15 protein-coding genes and 2 pseudogenes are annotated in these 17,956 nt (G+C 72.1%); 6 read left to right on the forward strand and 11 right to left on the reverse strand.

What is annotated here, in order from left to right:
• Positions 1 to 319: pseudogene (locus tag G6R25_RS11275) on the reverse strand (ATP-binding protein); the annotation flags it as partial.
• Between the two features lie 60 nt (positions 320 to 379).
• The gene (locus G6R25_RS11280) at positions 380 to 607 is read right to left on the reverse strand and encodes a hypothetical protein (RefSeq protein WP_161983190.1); all 228 of its coding nucleotides are present in this window, start codon (positions 605 to 607) and stop codon (positions 380 to 382) included.
• 111 nt (positions 608 to 718) lie between these two features.
• Between G6R25_RS11280 and G6R25_RS11285 the strand changes: the two genes are divergently transcribed.
• Entirely contained in the window at positions 719 to 1,120 is a 402-nt protein-coding gene (locus tag G6R25_RS11285; RefSeq protein WP_163552943.1) for a VOC family protein, read from the forward strand.
• Here G6R25_RS11285 and G6R25_RS26765 read toward each other — a convergent pair.
• The gene (locus tag G6R25_RS26765; protein ID WP_235948059.1) at positions 1,045 to 1,959 is read right to left on the reverse strand and encodes a hypothetical protein; all 915 of its coding nucleotides are present in this window, start codon (positions 1,957 to 1,959) and stop codon (positions 1,045 to 1,047) included. The genes G6R25_RS11285 and G6R25_RS26765 overlap by 76 nt on opposite strands.
• Here G6R25_RS26765 and G6R25_RS26770 point away from each other — a divergent pair.
• Positions 1,949 to 2,632, forward strand: coding sequence for a hypothetical protein (locus G6R25_RS26770; RefSeq protein ID WP_235948061.1), 684 nt, complete (start codon positions 1,949 to 1,951; stop codon positions 2,630 to 2,632). The two genes, G6R25_RS26765 and G6R25_RS26770, sit on opposite strands and share 11 nt — an antisense overlap.
• Here G6R25_RS26770 and G6R25_RS11295 read toward each other — a convergent pair.
• Both G6R25_RS11295 and G6R25_RS11300 read right to left on the reverse strand, forming a co-directional pair.
• Positions 2,626 to 2,895, reverse strand: coding sequence for a hypothetical protein (locus G6R25_RS11295; protein WP_163552944.1), 270 nt, complete (start codon positions 2,893 to 2,895; stop codon positions 2,626 to 2,628). The genes G6R25_RS26770 and G6R25_RS11295 overlap by 7 nt on opposite strands.
• 187 nt (positions 2,896 to 3,082) lie before the next feature.
• Positions 3,083 to 3,331, reverse strand: a complete 249-nt coding sequence (locus G6R25_RS11300) for a hypothetical protein (RefSeq protein ID WP_136446832.1) — start codon at positions 3,329 to 3,331, stop codon at positions 3,083 to 3,085.
• A 287-nt stretch (positions 3,332 to 3,618) separates the two neighbouring features.
• Here G6R25_RS11300 and G6R25_RS11305 point away from each other — a divergent pair, with 287 nt between their 5' ends.
• Positions 3,619 to 4,146, forward strand: coding sequence for a DUF1003 domain-containing protein (locus G6R25_RS11305; RefSeq protein ID WP_163552945.1), 528 nt, complete (start codon positions 3,619 to 3,621; stop codon positions 4,144 to 4,146).
• Here the strand turns inward: G6R25_RS11305 and G6R25_RS11310 are convergent.
• Positions 4,103 to 5,836 (reverse strand): DUF2142 domain-containing protein, encoded by a 1,734-nt coding sequence (locus G6R25_RS11310; protein WP_235948063.1) that lies wholly within the window; start codon positions 5,834 to 5,836, stop codon positions 4,103 to 4,105. The two genes, G6R25_RS11305 and G6R25_RS11310, sit on opposite strands and share 44 nt — an antisense overlap.
• Before the next feature lie 527 nt (positions 5,837 to 6,363).
• Between G6R25_RS11310 and G6R25_RS11315 the strand changes: the two genes are divergently transcribed.
• On the forward strand, positions 6,364 to 9,006 hold the full coding sequence (locus G6R25_RS11315) for a SulP family inorganic anion transporter (RefSeq protein WP_163552946.1): 2,643 nt from the start codon (positions 6,364 to 6,366) through the stop codon (positions 9,004 to 9,006).
• Positions 9,007 to 9,012: 6 nt separating this feature from the next.
• Here G6R25_RS11315 and G6R25_RS11320 read toward each other — a convergent pair whose 3' ends face one another.
• Both G6R25_RS11320 and G6R25_RS25150 read right to left on the reverse strand, forming a co-directional pair.
• Positions 9,013 to 11,607 (reverse strand): HelD family protein, encoded by a 2,595-nt coding sequence (locus tag G6R25_RS11320; protein WP_163552947.1) that lies wholly within the window; start codon positions 11,605 to 11,607, stop codon positions 9,013 to 9,015.
• A gap of 238 nt (positions 11,608 to 11,845) precedes the next feature.
• Positions 11,846 to 12,010 carry a hypothetical protein gene (locus G6R25_RS25150; protein WP_205447060.1) on the reverse strand — a complete coding sequence of 55 codons (165 nt, stop codon included), beginning with the start codon at positions 12,008 to 12,010 and terminating at the stop codon, positions 11,846 to 11,848.
• Between the two features lie 511 nt (positions 12,011 to 12,521).
• On the opposite strand from G6R25_RS25150, the gene G6R25_RS11330 reads away from it, so the two are divergent.
• Complete coding sequence (locus G6R25_RS11330) at positions 12,522 to 14,594, forward strand: ABC transporter ATP-binding protein (RefSeq protein WP_235948066.1); 2,073 nt, start codon at positions 12,522 to 12,524, stop codon at positions 14,592 to 14,594.
• Positions 14,595 to 14,955: 361 nt separating this feature from the next.
• Here G6R25_RS11330 and G6R25_RS26775 read toward each other — a convergent pair whose 3' ends face one another.
• The 3 genes and pseudogenes from G6R25_RS26775 to G6R25_RS11345 all read right to left on the reverse strand — a co-directional run bounded on the left by G6R25_RS26775 (position 14,956) and on the right by G6R25_RS11345 (position 16,766).
• Positions 14,956 to 15,288 carry a hypothetical protein gene (locus tag G6R25_RS26775; RefSeq protein ID WP_235948069.1) on the reverse strand — a complete coding sequence of 111 codons (333 nt, stop codon included), beginning with the start codon at positions 15,286 to 15,288 and terminating at the stop codon, positions 14,956 to 14,958.
• Between the two features lie 482 nt (positions 15,289 to 15,770).
• Positions 15,771 to 16,250 (reverse strand): annotated as a pseudogene (locus tag G6R25_RS11340) (cupin domain-containing protein).
• Between the two features lie 66 nt (positions 16,251 to 16,316).
• Positions 16,317 to 16,766, reverse strand: a complete 450-nt coding sequence (locus tag G6R25_RS11345) for a CGNR zinc finger domain-containing protein (protein ID WP_235948072.1) — start codon at positions 16,764 to 16,766, stop codon at positions 16,317 to 16,319.
• Positions 16,767 to 17,586: 820 nt separating this feature from the next.
• Between G6R25_RS11345 and G6R25_RS25155 the strand changes: the two genes are divergently transcribed.
• Positions 17,587 to 17,956, forward strand: a 370-nt coding sequence (locus G6R25_RS25155; protein ID WP_419469342.1) for a nucleotidyltransferase domain-containing protein, incomplete at its 3' end; no start/stop codon positions are given.

A 17,956-nucleotide genomic window follows, 5' to 3' on the forward strand; every position in this document is an offset into this window, starting at 1 on the left:
ACGACGGGGCCAATACTCCGCGTAGCAGATCGCAACCTAGAACGATCTTCCCGGGGCCCTGGGCGAAGACGCCGGTGAGCAGGAGCCGGGTGTGGCCGAGGGCGGCGAAGTTGGCCCAGAGCGCGCCAAGATTGCGGCGGGACAGCTCGCTGGTACTCAGTCCGGGAGGTGGCCATGGGTGGACTCGATCAAGTTCATCACAGTCGATCATGGCGTGGGGCACGTTGAGGTCGGCAAGTTGATGAGCGATCTCGTAGGCGGTCGAGGATTTACCGACGCCCGCCGCGCCGCAGACCAGCAGGATGCGGGTAGCTGACACGGATTGGATTCTAGGGACGTTATGGAGGCAGCCGCCAGTGGTTTTTGCTCCATGCCCGCGTCAGCGGCGGACGGTCCAGTGGCGCGGGTCGGTCGCCGCCGGGATGTAGCGGCAGGTCAGGCCGGTGGTGATGGTGGCCTGTAGCTCGGCGCCGAGATCGGCGTCGGCGGCGATGACCGCGTCCAGGGTGCGCCGTGGGCGCGGCCGTGACCGCGAGCGGCGCTGTGACCCGCTGTGCGGCTCGCCCAGGTCAACAAGGGCAAGATGACCGGCGTGCTTGAAATTCATCTCTACGACGGCACCGCGTCGCGTTTCGAGGTGCCCCGCGCGCATCTTGATGGCGCGCAGAAGGCCGCGGCCGTGCTTTCCCGGAACGCCTAACCGACAGGAATATTAATAATGACTACATTTCCCGCCTTCACCCACGTCGCCGTCACCGTGACCGATCTGGCGGTCAGCGTGCCGTGCTACACCGCCCTGTTCGGCGCCGAGCCGGTGCTCGACGAGGGCACCGGCCCGTTCCGGCATGTCGTGTTCGCGATCGACGGTGGCCAGCTGTTCGGCCTGCACGAGTTCCCCGACGGCGATCGGACCACCGGCTTCGACGAGCGTTGCCGCGGGCTGGACCACGTCGCCTTCGGCTGCGCCGACCGGGCGGAGCTCGCCCGCTGGCAGGACCGACTCGACGAGCTCGGCGTCGACCACGGCGGCATCGTCGACGCCCACTACGGCAGCGGCCTGTCGTTGCGCGACCCGGATGGCATCGCGCTGGAGTTCTTCGCCCCACCGGCCGGGGCCTGAGAGCGGCGTCGGTACGCGACGAGGCCGCGGCCCACCGCACGGCCGAGCAGGAACAGCACGAACAGCATGCCGGCGGCCGGCAGCGCCAGGACGACGGCGGCCGCGGCGTCGGCGGCGCCGGTCAGCACCTGCCCGCCACCGATCGCCGAACCTGCCGGCTCGAGCTGCGCCCAGACGGCTCGTGCCGTGCGGGGCAGGACGAACGGCACGGACACGAGCAGCATCAGCAGGTTGATCACGATCGCGGGCGCGGCGAGCAGCGCCCAGGCGGTCACCACCAGCCGAGCCCGCCGGGTCAGCCCGGTCAGCCGCGTGCCGCCGGTCAGGCCGGCGGGTGCCGCACCGCCGCCTCGGGCCACAGGCCCGCCGGCCGCGGGCCGCCCGATCGGCGGGCGGCGCCGGCCGGGCAGGGCAGGGCGCAGCGCCGGGACCATCCGGCTGAACAGGTCGGGCACCCCGGCGAGGTCGCCCATGATGTAGTAGCCGTCCAGGCGGACGAACGGCGCGAGCTGGCGGGCGGCGTCGAGGCGGGTGAGCACGATCGCGGTTACCAGGACCTCGGCGTGGCTGACCGCGAGCGCGCCGCACAGGACCAGCGCATACAGCCCGTTGAAGTAGATGCCGCCGAGGTCGGTGCGCAGCCGGCCGCGCCGGCTGAGCCGGTAGGTGTCCGTGACATCGGTGAAGAACGCCGGCCACACCAGGTACATGCCGAAGCCGATCACGCCGGGCCTGGCGCCGCCGTAGCGGCAGGCGGCGGCGTGCCCGCACTCGTGGACCAGGGCGCCGGCCAGGGCCAGCCCGACCACCGCCAGCATCAGCGTCGGGGTGGCGAGCACCGCGGCCGCGCTGTCCGACGCTGTGCCGGCGAAACGCCCAGACGTCCGCCGCGACCAGCATGGCGGGCAGTCCAGCGACGGCCGCCGGCCGGAACAGCACCGCGAGCACCCCGCTGATCCGTGCCACCACCGGCGCGGGCAGCAGGGTCCGCCGCCCGGCAAGGGTGAACATCGCCGCTGCCCGGGGACTCGGGGTGGCGCCGCCGGCGGCGGCGATGAGGCCGAGCGGCATCAGCCGGTCGGCGATCAGGTAGCGGACGTCGGCCCCGCTCACCGCCCGGCCGTCGTGCGTCGTCACCCGGCCGGCGATCGCCTCGACGTCCCGGATGCCGTCCGCCGCCGCCAGAATGCGCGCGAGCAGCTCGGTGAGTGCGACGACCTGACCGTCGCCCCGGCGGGCGAGCTCGACCGGCCGGTCCAGGCCGGAGCCGGCGAACTCGCCGAGCAGGGTCAGGCCGTCGGCCCGGCGTGGCCGGGCCGGCACCGAGCCAGGCCCGCCGCCGGCCGGACCGACCGGACCGGCCGTGGGCCGGCGGGTTGCCGGCGGCTTCGCATCATTGCCCGGCTCCCCGACGAGGGGTTGGCCCCCACGCCCCGGACCCGTCGCTGGGACGGGGCTGGGGCGCGGGGGAACGTTGCTCATCTTGGCCGTCCGTCGCAGGTCGATCAGTAGTCGTCGATCTGGAAGATGATGTTGATGCTGGGTACCAGTGAGATGAGGATCGGCAGTATTCCGCCGAGGATCTGCGGTTCGCCGTGCGCGTCGATCTGGGCCATGTTCGACCAGGGCAAATTGATCGGAAAGAAGGTAGGATCGAATTCTTTCCGGCCGATCTCCAAAGCTGCCAGGGTCAGTCGATCGGGCAGCAGTTCAACCTGCTCCAGGGGAAATCTCTGACGTTTTCCGTCAGATCCACCATCAATTTTTTCCTGCATTCTTGCCCCCGTCGTGATCCAGTCTTCATGACTGCTCTGACGGGTGTAACGCTAGCCGCGTCAAAACGCGATGGCGAGGATCCGAGCTGGGCGTGTCACGTCATGCTCTGTACACGGTCGAACTTCGTTCGCCGCACCACCGCACCGCCGCATTCGAGGAGTGCTGCCCTCGTGGCGGTCACGGAGGTCACCACTGGTTCACCTGGCTCCAGCTGTTGACGATGGATTCGACGAAGGACTCGTTGCTGTAGGCGATCTCCGGCTCCGAGTGGTTCTCGATGTAGGAGTTGTTGCTACCCGGGGAATTGACCGGGTAGTTGCTCGGGTCGAACTCGTGGCGGTTGATCTCGACGGCGGCGAGGGTCAGGCGGTCGGGTAGCAGCTCCGCCTGTTCCCGGGCCAGCTCCGCGGCGTCCAGCCCACTGCCGGTGCTCATCATCTGGCTCCGTTCGGATCACTCGGTCGCGCGACGGTCGCGCCACCGTCACGCGAATGCGCGTCGGATGAGAAAGGTCGGCCGGGAACGGAGGGCAGCCCCCGCGGCCGGCCGGTCGGCACCTCCGGACTGTAGGAGTGCCAGTGACCCTCCGCAACACGACGCTGCCGCTTGCGTTCTCGAGCGGGATCGGGGCCGGCTCGCCCAGGGAATCGGGGCGCAGAGATCACCCGCGGCCGCCGGGGGCGGCGCCAGTGCGCGGACCTTCGGACATCAGCATGTAGTTCATGAGTTCTCCCGCCGACGCCCACGATCAGCATCGACGCCCCGGTGCGGACGGCCGCCCGCGGCCGCGTGCCCGGATCCGCAACGAACGGGTCGTGTTCACCCGGATGAGCTCCTCGCAGGACCGCGCGGCGGACCTGATCACGTCGTTCGCGGGATCGCTGCCCTTCGTGTACCTGCACGCCGTCTGGTTCAGCGGCTGGATCCTGCTCAACGAGGGCGTGTTCGGCGACGCCGCGGTCTTCGACCGCTACCTGTTCGGACTCCTCACGATGATCGTCAGCCTGGAGGCGATCTTTCTGTCGACGTTCGTCATGGTCAGCCAGAACCGGGCGAACGCCCGGCAGAACCTGCGCGCAGACCTGGACTTCGAGACCAACCTGCGCTCGGAGGTCTGGTCGGTGCACATCGGCCGCGCCCTCGGCCTGGATCCCGAGGAGATCGAACGACACGTCCAGGAGATCGTCACCCGCGCCCGCAACGAGATCAGCACCGGCCACACCACGCCGCAGGACCCCGACCGCTTTTGATGTGACCGTCGCAGACCTCGACCGCCGCGGTCAGGTCGCCGTCGGCGGTCCCGTCGGCGGTGCGCGGGCCGGGTGTGGCTGGGGCCGCGCGCAGTCCGGTCAGGGCGAATCCGACCAGGCAGGCAGCCCCGGCCACAGCGAGGGCGAACCACGGTGACCAGCCGCCCGGGGGGTTCCACTGCGACCGGCCGAGGAACCAGCCGGGACCGCCCGTCCCGACGGCGTAGCGGCGGGCGTTCGCCCACAGCCCGACGAGGTGGACCGCGGTGACCAGCAGCGGCACCGCGACCTGGAGCGGCCGGCGGACCGCCGCGGGCAGTCGCGCCGCCCGGCGGGTGACGATCTCCCCGGCGGCGAGTGGCAGCAGGTACCGCCCGTACACCGGGAAGCGGGTCTGGCGCAGCACCACGACGTCGAGGCCGACGGCCACCACCGCGGCGCCGACGAGCACCGCCACGAATCCCAGCCGGGCCCGCCACGGGTCGGCGGCGAGCGCCACCAGGGCGAGGGCGACGACGGCGAGCCACCAGATCCGGTAGGCGTACGTGGGCATCGGCAGGCTCGCCCAGCCGAACACGCCGACCCACTGCCGCACCCAGGCGTCGGCATCGTGAGGCAGCCGATGTAGCCCTTCGACGACCAGCGCCCGGCGAATCCCCGGATGCGGCTGCACGGCCCGCTCCCACAACGCCGTCGCCGCGACGCCACCGGCGGCCAGACCCAGCCAGAGCACCGGCCACGCCTGCCGCCACCGGTTCGCTCCCCGCCACCGCGTCGTGCCCTGGGAAGCTCCCGGGGCGTCTCGCCGCGACGGTTCGTGGCGAGGGTGGTGGCGAACGCCGGCCCGAACGGCCTCGCCCGCCACGGCCGGCGGGGATCCGCCGCCACGGGTGCGCCGCTGGACGAGTACCAGGCCGACGAGGGGGGCGAGTAGCACCCAGGCTGGTCCGGTGGGCCGGGCCAGCGCCAGCAGCGCGCCGACGACGCCCACCGCCGGCCAGGCCCAGCGGGGCGGACCCGCCTCGCGGCCCATCCGCAGCACCAGCGTGAACAGCGCGGTGGCGGCCGCGATCTCGATGCCGTTGGTGCCGAGCACGGAGCCCATGAACAGCACCATGGGCGACGCGGCCAGCAGCACCCCGGCGACGGAGAGCGGACCGGCCGGGCCGTTCCACGCCGCGGCGATGGCGACGGCGAGCAGCCCGGCCACGAGGGCCGCGGTCACCGCCCGGCCGGTGTAGAGCGCACCGAGCGCCGTGTGGGTTCGCGCCATCGCCGTGCCCGGGACGGCGTAGACGTACGGCTCGTAGGTCCCGACGTAGCTCAGGGCCCGCGTCGCCGGTGGGCGGGGGTGTGGTCGGTCGAGGCAGCTCACCGACAGCCAGTTGCGGAACAGGTTGCAGGGGAAGCCGGCCGGACCCGGGTCGAGACCGGCCGGCAGCCGGAAGACCCGGCTGTTGCGGTTGATCCAGTCGATGCGTTCCGGGGCGCCGGGCTGCGCGCCGAACGCCGGATGAGCGAGCCGCCCCGGTGTGCCCGACCACTGGCCGGTACCGGCGCCGACCTCCTTGACGAAGTTCGCCGGCTCGTCCGGCCCGAAGCCCGGCGCGTTGCTGCCGACCCAGGCGGCGAGCAGCAGGCCGAATCCCGCCACGAGCAGAAGCCGGGCGAGCCGGCCACGACCGTGCATGCGCGACGTCCCCCGCCCGCGCCCCGGCGGGCGCGCTAACTGCCGTCCGGGGCGTAGTTCTTACCCCATGTCACGATAAGTATGGGCGACTGCGACGGAACGCCCATCGGGTGGGCGCCCGGTGGTGACCCGTCGGCCCGCCGCCGCTCACTCTTTCCGGGGATGACCGAACGGCCGAAGGCTGCCCCTTCTATAGCCTTATGTCGTAGATGTCCCGTCCATTCTTCCTGGGGTCGTCTGGCCCCGATGTCCCGTGTCGTTGGCCCGGCCGATACCTGGGACAGCAGCGGGCGTTGCTGTCCAATGGTTACGCGTGAGTGGGTTGACCATCACAGAGTGAAACTCGTCCGCGGCCCGGATCGTTGGGTTCGGTGCAATACCCGTCACCATCCGCGGCAGACCAGGTGGGCGTCCGGCTCCGCTGACTGCTGGTAGTGATCAGTATGAGATCCCTCGGCAACGACGCCGCCTCTGGGCCGCCCGTTCGGGCGACCCCCATCATTGCGCCGCTCTACGAGGAGTTGGACATGACCGTACCGGTTACCCCGCCGTCGCCGTCGCAGCACAGCCACTCGCCGCCCGTCGCGGCAAGCCCGGGCGGCCCGGGCAGCCAGCGTGGCTCGCGTGGCTCGCGCCGGTCCCGGCGGGCGGTCGGCCCCCGGGACGGGTGGCGGCCCGACCTGCAGGCTTCCCTCGTCGTCTTCGTCGTCGCTCTGCCGCTGTCGCTGGGCATCGCCGTCGCCTCCGGTGCCCCGGTCGCGGCAGGCCTGCTCGCCGCGGTGGTCGGCGGCATCGTGGCAGGAGCCCTCGGTGGCGCCCCGTTGCAGGTCAGCGGCCCCGCCGCCGGCCTGACCATGATCATCGCCGATCTGGTCAACACCTACGGGTGGCGGGTCACCTGCATGATCACGGTGGGCGCCGGCCTGCTGCAGATCCTGCTAGGCCTGTGTCGCGTCGCCCGGGCCTCTCTCGCAGTCTCACCCGCCATCGTCCACGGGATGCTCGGCGGCATCGGCCTCACCATCGTCCTCGGCCAGATCCACGTCGTGCTCGGCGGGAAGGCCGACAGCCACGCCTGGGACAACATCCGGGCGATACCAGAAGCGATCATCAGCCCGCACGGCCCGGCGACCGCCGTCGGCCTGGTCACGATCGCGACGATCCTGCTCTGGCCGCGGCTGCCCCACGCCGTCCCGGGCGTCCTGCGCCGGATCCCGGCGTATCTCGTCGCCGTCGTCGTCGGCACCGTGTTCGCCGCCGCCGTCGGTTTCGATGTTCCGCGCGTCGACCTGCCCGACTCGCTGTTCGACTCCATCGCCCTGCCCGAGCTGCCCGACGGCGACTGGTCCGGCATCGCGCTGGGGATCTTCACCGTGGCGATCGTCGCCAGCGTGGAGTCGCTGCTGTCCGCCGTCGCTGTCGACCAGCTCGCCACCTCGAAGGGCTGGCGGGGGCCGCGCGCCGACCTCGACCGCGAGCTGCTGGGCCAGGGCGCGGCCAACCTTGTCTCGGGCCTCGTCGGCGGCCTGCCGATCACCGGCGTCATCGTGCGCAGCTCGACCAACGTCGTCTCCGGCGGGCGCACCCGCGCGTCGGCGATCCTGCACGGCCTCTGGGTGCTGGCGTTCGCTCTGTTCCTCGGTTTCGCCGTGGAATGGATTCCGCTGGCGGCCCTGGCGGGCCTGCTCGTCGTCGTCGGGCTGCGGCTGATCGACGTGGCCCATCTGCGCCACGTCCGCCGGCACGGCGAGCTGCCCGTCTACGTGGTGACACTGGTCGGCGTCGTGTCCCTGGACCTGCTGCAGGGCGTCGCGCTCGGGCTGGTCACCGCGCTCGGCCTGGTCCTGCGCCGGGTCCTGTGGTCGAGCATCCGCCTGGTGCACAGCGACGGAGTCTGGCAGGTGGAGGTCGAAGGGACGCTGAGCTTCCTGTCGCTGCCGCGCCTGGCCCGGGTCCTCGGCCGGATCCCGCTCGGCGCGCCCGTCTCGATCGAGCTCATCGTCGACTACCTCGACCACGCCGCCTACGAGCACCTGCGCGGCTGGTGCGCCAATCATGAGGCGTCCGGCGGGGTGGTCAGCATCGACGAGATCGGCCAGGTCTGGTTCCGCCGGGTCGACCATGCCGAGCGCCGCCGTTCGGTGACGCCGAACCTGCCGCGCTGGTTCGCTCCCTGGTCGCAGTGGCAGGAGGTGGAACAGTCCGCCCACTCGCTGGAAGGCGCAGCCGACGGCGCGCCGTCCGCGGCCGTCCAGGTCGACCATGTCGGCACGATGCTCGTCGGCGTCAACGAGTTCCACCGCCGAGCCGCGCCGTTGCTGCGCGGCACGTTCGACGGCCTCGCCGAAGGCCAGCAACCCTCCGCGCTGTTCCTCACCTGCGCCGACTCGCGAATCGTCCCGAACATCATCACCAGCAGCGGCCCCGGTGACCTGTTCACCGTCCGCAACGTCGGCAACATCGTCCCGCGCCACGACAGGCACCGCCCGCCGCTCGGCCGACCCCTCGCCCGTGACCTCGCCCGTGACCTGGGCCGTGACCTGGGCCGGCTCGGGTCATCCAGCCCGACCGGCGCCGGCATCGGCATGGCCTCGGGCGTCGGCATGGCCGCCGGCGTGAGCATCGCGCCCGGGGTGGAACTGCCACCCGGTGCCGCCACGGGGTCGCGGTTCGGCCTGCCGGTGTCCGGCGACCTGTCCGTCACGGCCGCGCTGGACTACGCCGTCGACGTACTGCGGGTGCCCGCGATCGTCGTCTGCGGCCACTCCGGCTGCGGCGCGATGAACGCACTGCTGACCGGCGCGCTGCACGGTCAGCCGGAGTCGGCGCTCGCCGGCTGGCTGTCCCACGCCGCCGCGTCGCTGACCCGCACGCCCCCGCCGGGTACGGAGGACCTTGCGCCGGTCGAACGCCTCGGCCGGGCCAACGTCGCCCAGCAGCTGGACAACCTACGGGAGCACCCTGCCGTGCGCCGGGCCCTCGAGGACGGCACGCTGGAGCTCGTCGGCATGTACTTCGACATCGGCGGCGCGCAGATCTCGGTCCTCGACGAGGAGACCGGACGCTTCGTCGACCCGGCGGAGGCGCGGACGAAATCCCCCGCCGAGCATGGCCCGGGCGGGCGCTGGGACACGCCGGCACGCGGGCGGAAGCTGCCATCGGCGGGCTAGCGGCGCTCAGGCGTCCAGGTCCCCGCGGCCCGGGACTGCCTCGGGGACCTGGACGCGCGCCGTGCCGGCGGCAGAGAGGCGGGCGAGCATCCCCGGCACCTCGCCGGCATGCAGGACGCCGAGGGACCGCGTCGCCCGGGTCAGCGCGACGTAGAGATCGTGCGCGCCGCGCGGAGACTCGGCGAGGACCCGATCCGGATCCGCGACGAGCACCGTGTCGAACTCCAACCCCTTGGCCTGGCGGATCCCGAGCACGACGACCGGCGCGGACAGCCGGGCACCGTCGCCGGATTCGGCGTCCGGCACGGCCGATCGCACCGCGGCGGTCAGCTCGGCGAGCCGCCCCGCCGGCACCAGCACGGCGAGCTGGCCGGCCGCCAGCCGGTCCAGCTCGGCCAGGACCGTGCGGGCGAGCACCGCGCCGAGCTCGCCGTCGGTCACCCGCAGCCGCCAGGGTTCGACACCGAGCGCACGCACCGACCGCGGCGGCTGCTGCGGCGGGCGCAGCGTCGCGAGCACGTCGGCGGCCACCGCCATGATCTCCGCGGGAGTGCGGTAGTTCACCGTCAGCGACTCCTGGCGGGGCCGCGCGCCGGTCGTGTAGGGAGCGAGGACGCGTTCCCACGACGTCGTGCCGGCCGGGTCGCCGGTCTGGGCGATGTCCCCGACGATCGTCATCGACCGGGTCGGGCAGCGGCGCATCACCATCCGCCACGCCATCTCCGACAACTCCTGCGCCTCGTCGACGACGACGTGCCCGAACGTCCACATCCGGTCCGCCAGCGCCCGCTCGGCGATCGTGCGAAGGTCGGCGTCCTCGTGCCGGTCGGCGAGCCGGCCGGCGTCGATCAGGTCGGTCGCCATCATGATCTCGGGGTCGTCCTCGACGTCGCGGGAGATGATGTCGAGCACGCCCTGGGCGTAGGCCACCCGAGCCAGCCGGTCGCGCAGTGCCGCGGCGAGGGCCGACCGGTCGTCCTCCCCGAGCAGCTCCGCCGCCTCGTCGAGCAGCGGGATGTCCGCGGCGGTCCAACCGCCTGCCGGCCGCAGCCCCGCGTCCGTGCCGGATTCGCCGCCGCCGTCCGCCGACTCGTCCGCCGACCCGTCCGCGGTGCCGGGATCGTCGGCCTCACGCCTGCTGCCCGCGGCGTCGGCGCCGGGGTCGGGGTCGGGGTCCGGTGATGTTGCGGCGCCGGCGGTGGCGTCGCGCAGGTCGCGTAGCCAGGCGTCGTCCGGATTGGCGCGGTCCTCCGCCAGCGGCCGGTGCAGCAGGCGCCGTTCGGCGGCGGTCAGCTCCGGCGCCGCCGACGCGAGGGTGCCGGGGTCCGCGTACAGCTCGGCGACGAGCTGCTCGGGGCTCAGCACCGGCCACAGCTCGTCCAGCGCCGCCCGCACGGCCGGATCGGCGCGCAGCTTCCGGCGCAGCTGGGCGAGGTCGTCGTCGTCGAGCAGGCTGGTGCCGCCGAAGCCGGCCGGAGCCAGCAGGTCGAGCGCCTCCGGGTCCGCCTCCAGCACCTGCGCGGTGATCGTCTCGGCGGCGTAGCCGTCGGCGACCTGGCGGGCCAGCGCCTCGATCACAGCCCGCACGAAGATGGTCCGGGCCTGGTTGTGCAGCTCGCCGGACTCCCGGGCCCGGGCGCAGGTGCTGCGCTCGAGCATCAGCAGGCGTTCCTCGGTGTGGATCTCCAGCGTCTGCCCGCGGGGCAGCCGCTGCCGGTCGCGGACCGCCGCGGCGAGGACGTCGGCCAGCACCGCCCGACCCTTGAGTTCGGCCAGCGCCGGCTCGTCGGTCCGGTCCGCCGTCGCCGCCGGGTAGAGCGCCTCGACCGTCGCGCTGACCACGCTGGTCTCACCCAGCGACGGCAGCACGTTCTCGATGTAACGCAGGAACGTCGGGTGCGGTCCGACGACCAGCACGCCGCTGCGGGCGAGCCGGTCACGGTGGGTGTAGAGCAGGTAGGCGGCGCGGTGCAGCGCGACCACGGTCTTACCGGTGCCCGGCCCGCCCTGGACGACGAGGATCCCACGCTGGTCCGAGCGGATGATCCGATCCTGTTCGGCCTGAATGGTCTCGACGATGTCGCTCATCCGGCCGGTGCGTGCGGCGTTGAGGGTGGCGAACAGCGCCGGCTCGCCGACCAGCTCGTCGGCGGCGCCGAGCTCGGCGAGCTCGAAGACGTCGTCGTCGAGGCCGGTCACCTCGCGGCGCCGCGTCGTGATGTGCCGGCGCCGACGGACGCCGAGGCGCGACGCCCCGGTCGCCGCGTAGAACGGCCGGGCGGCCGGGGTCCGCCAGTCGATCAGCAGGGGCTCGTAGTCCGCGTCCTCGTCGAAGATGCCCATCCGGCCGACGTAGCGCCGCTCGCCGCCGTCGAAGTCGAGCCGGCCGAAGCACAGGCCGTTCTCGGCGGCGGTGATCCGGGCCAGCGTGGCCGCGCAGTCGACGCTGGCCGCATCCCGCTCGAACCGGGCTCGCGGCAGGCTCTCGGAGTGCCGGAGAACACCGCGCAGCCGGGTCGTGGTGCGCCGACGAAGCCCGTCGAGCCGATCGTAGAGAGCGGAGACGTACGCCTGCTCAGATTCAACGTCATCTGTTGACAAACCGGCCCCATCTCTGCTAACATCTAACATTGAATGCGCGTAGATCAATTACATCGGCTGTCTCTGATGAAGTCTAGCCAGCCGGCATCAGGCTTCCACAATGGTGGCGGTCTGGCAGCCCCGAGCGGGCGACCGAAAGCCGCCGCCGGTCAATCCTCCTGCATCTTCTCCCGCCGGCAAATCCACGGGTGAATGCCCGCGGGCCGTCCACTCCTGATCCGCTGGTCCGCGCCGTCGTTCATGCCCGGTCGGACGGGGCCGCCGCGAAGGCGGGCTCGCGGCAGAGCCGTGCGTAACCGGCGGGGTCGCGTTCGGCCAGCTCCGGAACGGGCTGCGGCTCCACGAGCCGCTCGAGCCGGAAGCCCGCGGTGAGGACCTCGTCGAGCAGCGCACCGAGAGGCACTCGCCCGATCGGCAGTTGCCCGTTCGGGGTATCGGCCCTGAGACGCGGGCCAGCCCGAGGTAACGGCCGCCGAGTGCCTGGCGCAGCCGCTCATTGGTTCTTTTCCGGTGTTCGATGACCGGGTGTGATGTTTGGGCACCCGGCTGCGGTGCGTTCTGCACGGTCTGCGCCCTGCGGATCGTGCGCATCGCACCGCGCAACACAGCTGCGGGCCCTCGTGCGCGGTGCTCGCCCCCGTGCGCAGCACGATCCGCGGGCTGATCGCCACAAGCCGCCACAAGCCGCCACAAGCCGCTCGGACGGCCGCGGGACGGGGCGACGGCCCGTACGGCGGATGCATGGAGAAGGATGGAGAAGGATGGAGAAGGTGGGAGAGAAACTCAGGAGGGGCTGCACCAGATAGCATGCCGGGCCCCCGTAAGCGCGCCGATCCCTTCAAAAGCGGAGGTGGTTGCGCAGCGGAACCGCGACGCTCGGCGTTGTGGAACCCGCACCAGCCGATGACAGCCCCGTGCCCGCACAACGGCAGGCGCCGCCGGCACCTGCCCCGCCCCAGGTATCGGCACCGGCGTCAGCCGTCGGGCGGGACCCGGTCCTCACCTATGGCAAGGAGGATGACGACGGCGTCCGGCCGTGGGCGCGCCACGACCGGACGATGGCGCAGACCGGCGTGCGCACGATGGCCCGGCAGCTGCCCGGACTGCTGCGGCTCGCCTGGTCGCTGGCCTGGGAGGCCGATCGGCGTGGCCTCGTCGTCATGGTCGTCCTGCGGGCGCTCGCCGGCGTGATCGAGGCGGCCGGCCTGCTCGCGGTCGCCGGCGTGCTGACCGCCGTGCTGCGCGACGGCCCGACGCCGCAGCGGCTGCACGACGCCCTGCCCGCCCTCGTCTTCGTCATCGCCGCCGGAACGCTGCGCAGCGGCCTGGCGGCGGCGACCAACCTGGTGCGGGTCCGCCTGGGCCCCCGGGTGGACCGGGTCTGCCACGTCCGGCTGCTCGACCTGGCCACCCGTACATCGATCATGGCCTTCGATGACCCGCGCTTCGTCGACGACCTTGACGCTGCGGAGCGGGGCGCCGCCAGCGGGCGCCAGCTCGTCGACAACGCGATCGAGATGCTGACGTCCGCCGTCCATATCGCCGCCGCGGGGGGTGTGCTTGGCGTGCTGCACCCGGTGCTGCTGCCCCTGCTGGTGCTGTCGATCCTGCCGGACGGCTGGGCGTCGATGCGCTCGGCTCGGCTCGCCCACGCCTCCTGGCTGGGCCGGCTGCGCCAGGTCCGGCGCCAGTACATGCTCCGGTACCACATGACCGCCCGGGAGTGTGCCGCGGAGATCCGCTCGTTCGGGCTCGGTCGTTTCCTGCTCGACGAGTACACGATCCTTGCCCGCGAGCAGGAGGCCGAGCAGGTCCGCGTGGGCCGCGGACAGGCGCGGTACCGGCTGACCGGGGAGGCGGTATCCGGGCTCGCGCTCGGCGTCGTCTACGGGACGCTGATCGTGCTGCTCAACGCCGGGGTGATGCCGCTGGCCGCCGGCGGCACCGCGGTGCTCGCGATCCGCATCGGCCGCGGCGCGCTCGCCTCGGCGCTGGCCACGCTCAACACCGCGTACGAAAATTTCCTCTACTTCGGCGAGTACCGCGCCTGGATCGCGCAGGCGAGCGGGTTGGTGCCCGCGCCGCGGGAGCATGTGGCGCCGACGCGGCCCGCGGTCGTCCGGGCCGAGAACATCGCCTATACCTACCCGCGCACCGACACCCCGGCCCTGCGCGGCGTCACCGTCGAGCTGCGCCGGGGGGAGGTCGTCGCGTTCGTCGGCGTGAACGGCAGCGGGAAGTCGACGCTGGCGAAGATCCTCGCCGGCCTGTACGAGCCGGACACCGGGACCGTGAGCTGGGACGGCGTCGACCTCGTCGGCGTCGACCCGGACAGTGTCCGGGAGAGCATCTCCGTGATCCCGCAGGACTACACGCAGTGGCCGATGTCGGCCCGGCTCAACATCGCCGTCGGCCGGATCAGCCGGCTCGTCACGGACGGCCCGGACAGCGTCATCCCCGCGGCTCGCGCCACCGAGGCCGACGAGGTGATCGCGAAGCTTCCGCACGGCTACGACACCTCGCTCGCCCGCCAGTACAACTCCGGCCACGACCTCTCCGGCGGCCAGTGGCAGCGGATCGCCTGCGCGCGGGCGGTCTACCGGGACGCCCCGTTCCTCATCGCCGACGAGCCGTCCGCCGCCCTCGACGCCCGCGCCGAGCAGACCCTGTTCACCCTCATCCGCGAGCTGGGCCGCGACCGCACGGTCCTGCTCATCACCCACCGCCTCGCCAGCGTCCGCACCGCCGACCGCATCTACGTCCTCGACGGCGGCCTGGTCGCCGACCAGGGCAACCACGCCGAGCTGATGTCCCGCCCCGGCATCTACCGGGACCGGGGTGGCGTAACGCCCGCCGCGGTCAGCCGGTGCAGACGCTGTCTGGGTGGCCGAAGCCCGGGGCGGCCAGGTCGAAGTCGACGACGTTGTTCGGCCCGCGCACACCGTGGCGGTCCAGGACGCAACTGCGGTGGGTCGCGGTGTCGGTGACGGTGATCCGCCGGTCTCCGGCGTAGAGCGGGCTGGAGATCCAGGTGGGCGCCCCGCTGCCGGTCTGGACGGCGAACGAGGAGATCGGATAGCCCGTCGACGAGCGAGCCGCCCCGCCGAAGATCACAACCTTCGCCCGGCCCGGGGCGGGTGCCCGCCCACCGACCGTCATCCGGCCACCGAGGCGGGCGGTGCCCGGGTCGGCGAGCGTGGTCAACGCGATCCGGCCCACGGTGGCGGAGTAGGCCCAGCCGTTGGCGCGATGGGTGAAGCGGTCGATGTAGAAGCGGGAGTGGACGTAGTCGCCGTCGCGGCGCAGCTCCGGGTAGAACTCGAACGACAGCCCCGCGGTGCGCGACCCTCAGCCGGTCGGCAGGCCGCCGCCACGGACCCGGTCGGGCTGGGCGTTGCCCATGAAGTAGCCGTTCGGGAAGACCAGCCCGCCGCCGGCCGGGAACCGGGTGTAGGTGGCGTAGCAGGCGTTGACGAAGGTGTCCCCAGTGCGGGCGAGCGGGTCGTAGTGCTGGCAGGGCAGGTAGGGCCGGGCGGGTCCGAGCCGAGCACCAGGTCGACGCCGACCGCGCCGCCGATCGGGACGGGCCCGCCGCGCCGGTCGGTGAACCCCTCGAACGGGACGGCGACGCCGTTGCCCCGGCTGGCGTCGCCGACGAACTGGACGGTGTCCGCGGCCCACGCCACGCTCGGCTGCGCGACGACGAGCGTGAACAACCCTGCCACGAGCAGTGAGATCCGCCGCCATGAGCCGGTCATCGCGGCGAGTACCGCGCCCTGGAACTGTTTCGCCGTCATTGTGTCCGCCCCCGTCCCTGCGGCCCGGGTGGGTCGCCATTGTCACAGGAAATCGGGGCCGAGTGTCCGGGTGGCGGCATTTCGCCCAACTGAAACGCAATCGTTGTCGTGGCGTCACGCGAGCTGCGGCGCCGACGTGGCGCAGCCGCAGCCGCGGAGTTCCCGATTGCGTGGGGCCGGTCGGCACCTGCCCCAGCGCCCCCGGGTTGGTGATGTTTCGTGACAAGACGGCGCGATGGGTGTGCCTGGGCGCGGCGGTGAGCGGTCGTCCGGTATGGATGAGGACCCGACTGGTTTCGCCCGCCGGCTGGTCCCGGTTCGCGTGGAGGACTGCCTCCGGCCGGCGCCGGGTCAGCGAGCGTCGGGTCAGTAGGTGTGCCAGTCCCGGTTGGCCGGGCCGATATTGCCGGTGGCGATGGGGCCGACCCAGCGCAGGTCGGGAAGGTTGACGACGATGGCCTCCTGGGTGGTCCGGGCGATGACGACGATCGCCTCCTCGTCGGGGTCCGGGTTCTCCTCGCGGTGCGGCACCCACGGCGGCACGTAGATGTAGTCGCCGGGGCTCGTGTCGAGGCGGATCTCCTCCTCGTGCTCCAGGAACACGAAGCTCGGATGGCCGGAGACGACGTAGATGCCGGTCTCGGACCGGCCGTGATGATGGTCCGCGGACTTCGTCGCCGCGGCGACGTGGGTCTGGCCCATTCACAGGTCGACGGAGCCGACCGTCTTGCCGGACAGCGCCTCGACGCGGCTCATTCCGGCGGTCTGCGTGGTCTGGACAGACAGTCCGGCGGGCGTCACCCGGTGCAGCCGCTGGTGGAAGCCGTCTGCCGGCGGCGTGGCCATAGGGAACCTCCAGGATGTCGCGGGGGCCCGGAGCGGGCGGGCTCAGGGCGCGAGCTCAGGGCGGGCTCAGGGTCGGGAACGGGCGGCGACTCGGCGGCGGTAGTTCGCTGCGGCGATCTTCTCGCCGCAGCGGCGCATCGAACACCAACGCCGCCGCCCGGATGGGGAGCGATCGTAGAACAGCGTTGCGCAGCCGTCGCTGTCGCAGGCCCGGATCCGGCCGAGAGCCGGCCCGGCGAGCAGGTTGATCGCGTCGCGGGCGATGACGGACAGCGCGGCGGCCGTGTCGGGTTCGGCGACCGCGGCCCGCAGAGTGCGTGCGTCGAGCAGGTCCTGCTCGGTGAGGCCGCCGGCTGCGACAGGCAGACCCGCCGTCTCGAACCAGCCGGTGAGCTCCGCCGGGGTGCCGAGCAGCTCGATGCGCCGCTCGGGCCAGTCGCGCACGGTAGCGACGAAGTCCAGACAGAGGCTGCCCGCGCTGCGGTCGAACTCCGTCATCGCACCGGCCTCACGCACGGGACGACCTCCTCGGACAGCGATGTCTGCGGGCAGGGCCACGGCGGGAGAGCCCGCCTCCGTCATGCCATCAAGGATTGACGAATTATGGCGCTTTGGACGTTAGCACGAAATCACAGGGAGATCTCGGCCGATAGCGGTGGGAGCGTCACTGGTTGATACCTGCACGCCTGCACGCCTGCGAGTCCCGCGCGGACGCGGCTGAGCACGCCGTCGGCCTGGCTCGACCGAGCCGGCATCGTCACCCGCACCGGGTCGCCGGCAGCCACCCGCCCGCGGCGACCACGCGAGGATGGTCTAGGGAGTCGGGGTGAACAGGGTTCCGCCGGTCCAACCCGTGTGGGGCGGCGAGGAGATGGTGTACGGGATGCTGGTCAGGTCGTTGGGATCGACCGTCCAGGTGGGCGTGGTCGCTGGGGACGGGCTCGGGGATCCGCTCCCGCCGCACGGAGTGGGTGGGTACGCGCACGGGGTTCGGCGAGAGCCGGCACGATGGGCGCCGGGAACGGGCGTCCGTTCTCCTGCATGGTGCTGACCTGCGAGTCGCCGTCGGGGGCTTCCTGCGCTGAACAGGAGATCGTCGCGAGGACTGTTCCGGCCACGACGATGCCGGAGCCGATCCGCGACCATGTCATCAACGCGGACCATATCTCGCAGCACAGACCGTTATCCTATCTTGAGAAGTTATGCGATTCAGGTACCGATTATGACATCGTTTCCGCTCCCGGTGCCCGTCCCGAACATCTGACCCCGGTATCGGGACGCCTCGTCGCCGATGTTACCGGTGCGAAATTGGGTGTCGCGGGTGGAAGGTATGGAAGTGGGTGATAATCGGCGGATGATGGCCGACAGCCGGTACGGGCGGTGGGAGCCCGCCGAGCCGGGCGAGGCGGCCGCGCTGTTCGCGGATCTGGCCGGGCCGTGGTGGGCCGCGGGTGGATACGCGATCGCTTGTGCGGTCGGGCGGTGCTTTCGTGCACACGACGACATCGATGTCGCGGTCCTTCGTCGCGATCAACTGGCCATACAACGGGTCCTGGCCGGTTGGGAATGGTGGGCCGCGGAGCCGCCCGGGGTGCTGCGCCGGTGGCGGCCAGGAGAACTGTTGCCGTTCGGGGTGCACCAGGGCCTCGGGAAGATCGTTCTAGGTTGCGATCTGCTACGCGGAGTATTGGCCCCGTTGTGCCGTC

Origin of the sequence: Candidatus Frankia alpina (genome assembly GCF_902806485.1) — a bacterium.
Lineage (GTDB): Bacteria > Actinomycetota > Actinomycetes > Frankiales > Frankiaceae > Frankia > Frankia alpina.

Coding starts and splice junctions, on each gene's coding strand:
- G6R25_RS11280 (WP_161983190.1), bottom strand. CDS start 607: ATGAATTTCAAGCACGCCGGTCATCTTGCCCTTGTTGACCTGGGCGAG.
- G6R25_RS11310 (WP_235948063.1), bottom strand. CDS start 5,836: ATGCACGGTCGTGGCCGGCTCGCCCGGCTTCTGCTCGTGGCGGGATTC.
- G6R25_RS11305 (WP_163552945.1), top strand. CDS start 3,619: ATGAGTTCTCCCGCCGACGCCCACGATCAGCATCGACGCCCCGGTGCG.
- G6R25_RS11285 (WP_163552943.1), top strand. CDS start 719: ATGACTACATTTCCCGCCTTCACCCACGTCGCCGTCACCGTGACCGAT.
- G6R25_RS11295 (WP_163552944.1), bottom strand. CDS start 2,895: ATGCAGGAAAAAATTGATGGTGGATCTGACGGAAAACGTCAGAGATTT.
- G6R25_RS11300 (WP_136446832.1), bottom strand. CDS start 3,331: ATGAGCACCGGCAGTGGGCTGGACGCCGCGGAGCTGGCCCGGGAACAG.
- G6R25_RS11315 (WP_163552946.1), top strand. CDS start 6,364: ATGACCGTACCGGTTACCCCGCCGTCGCCGTCGCAGCACAGCCACTCG.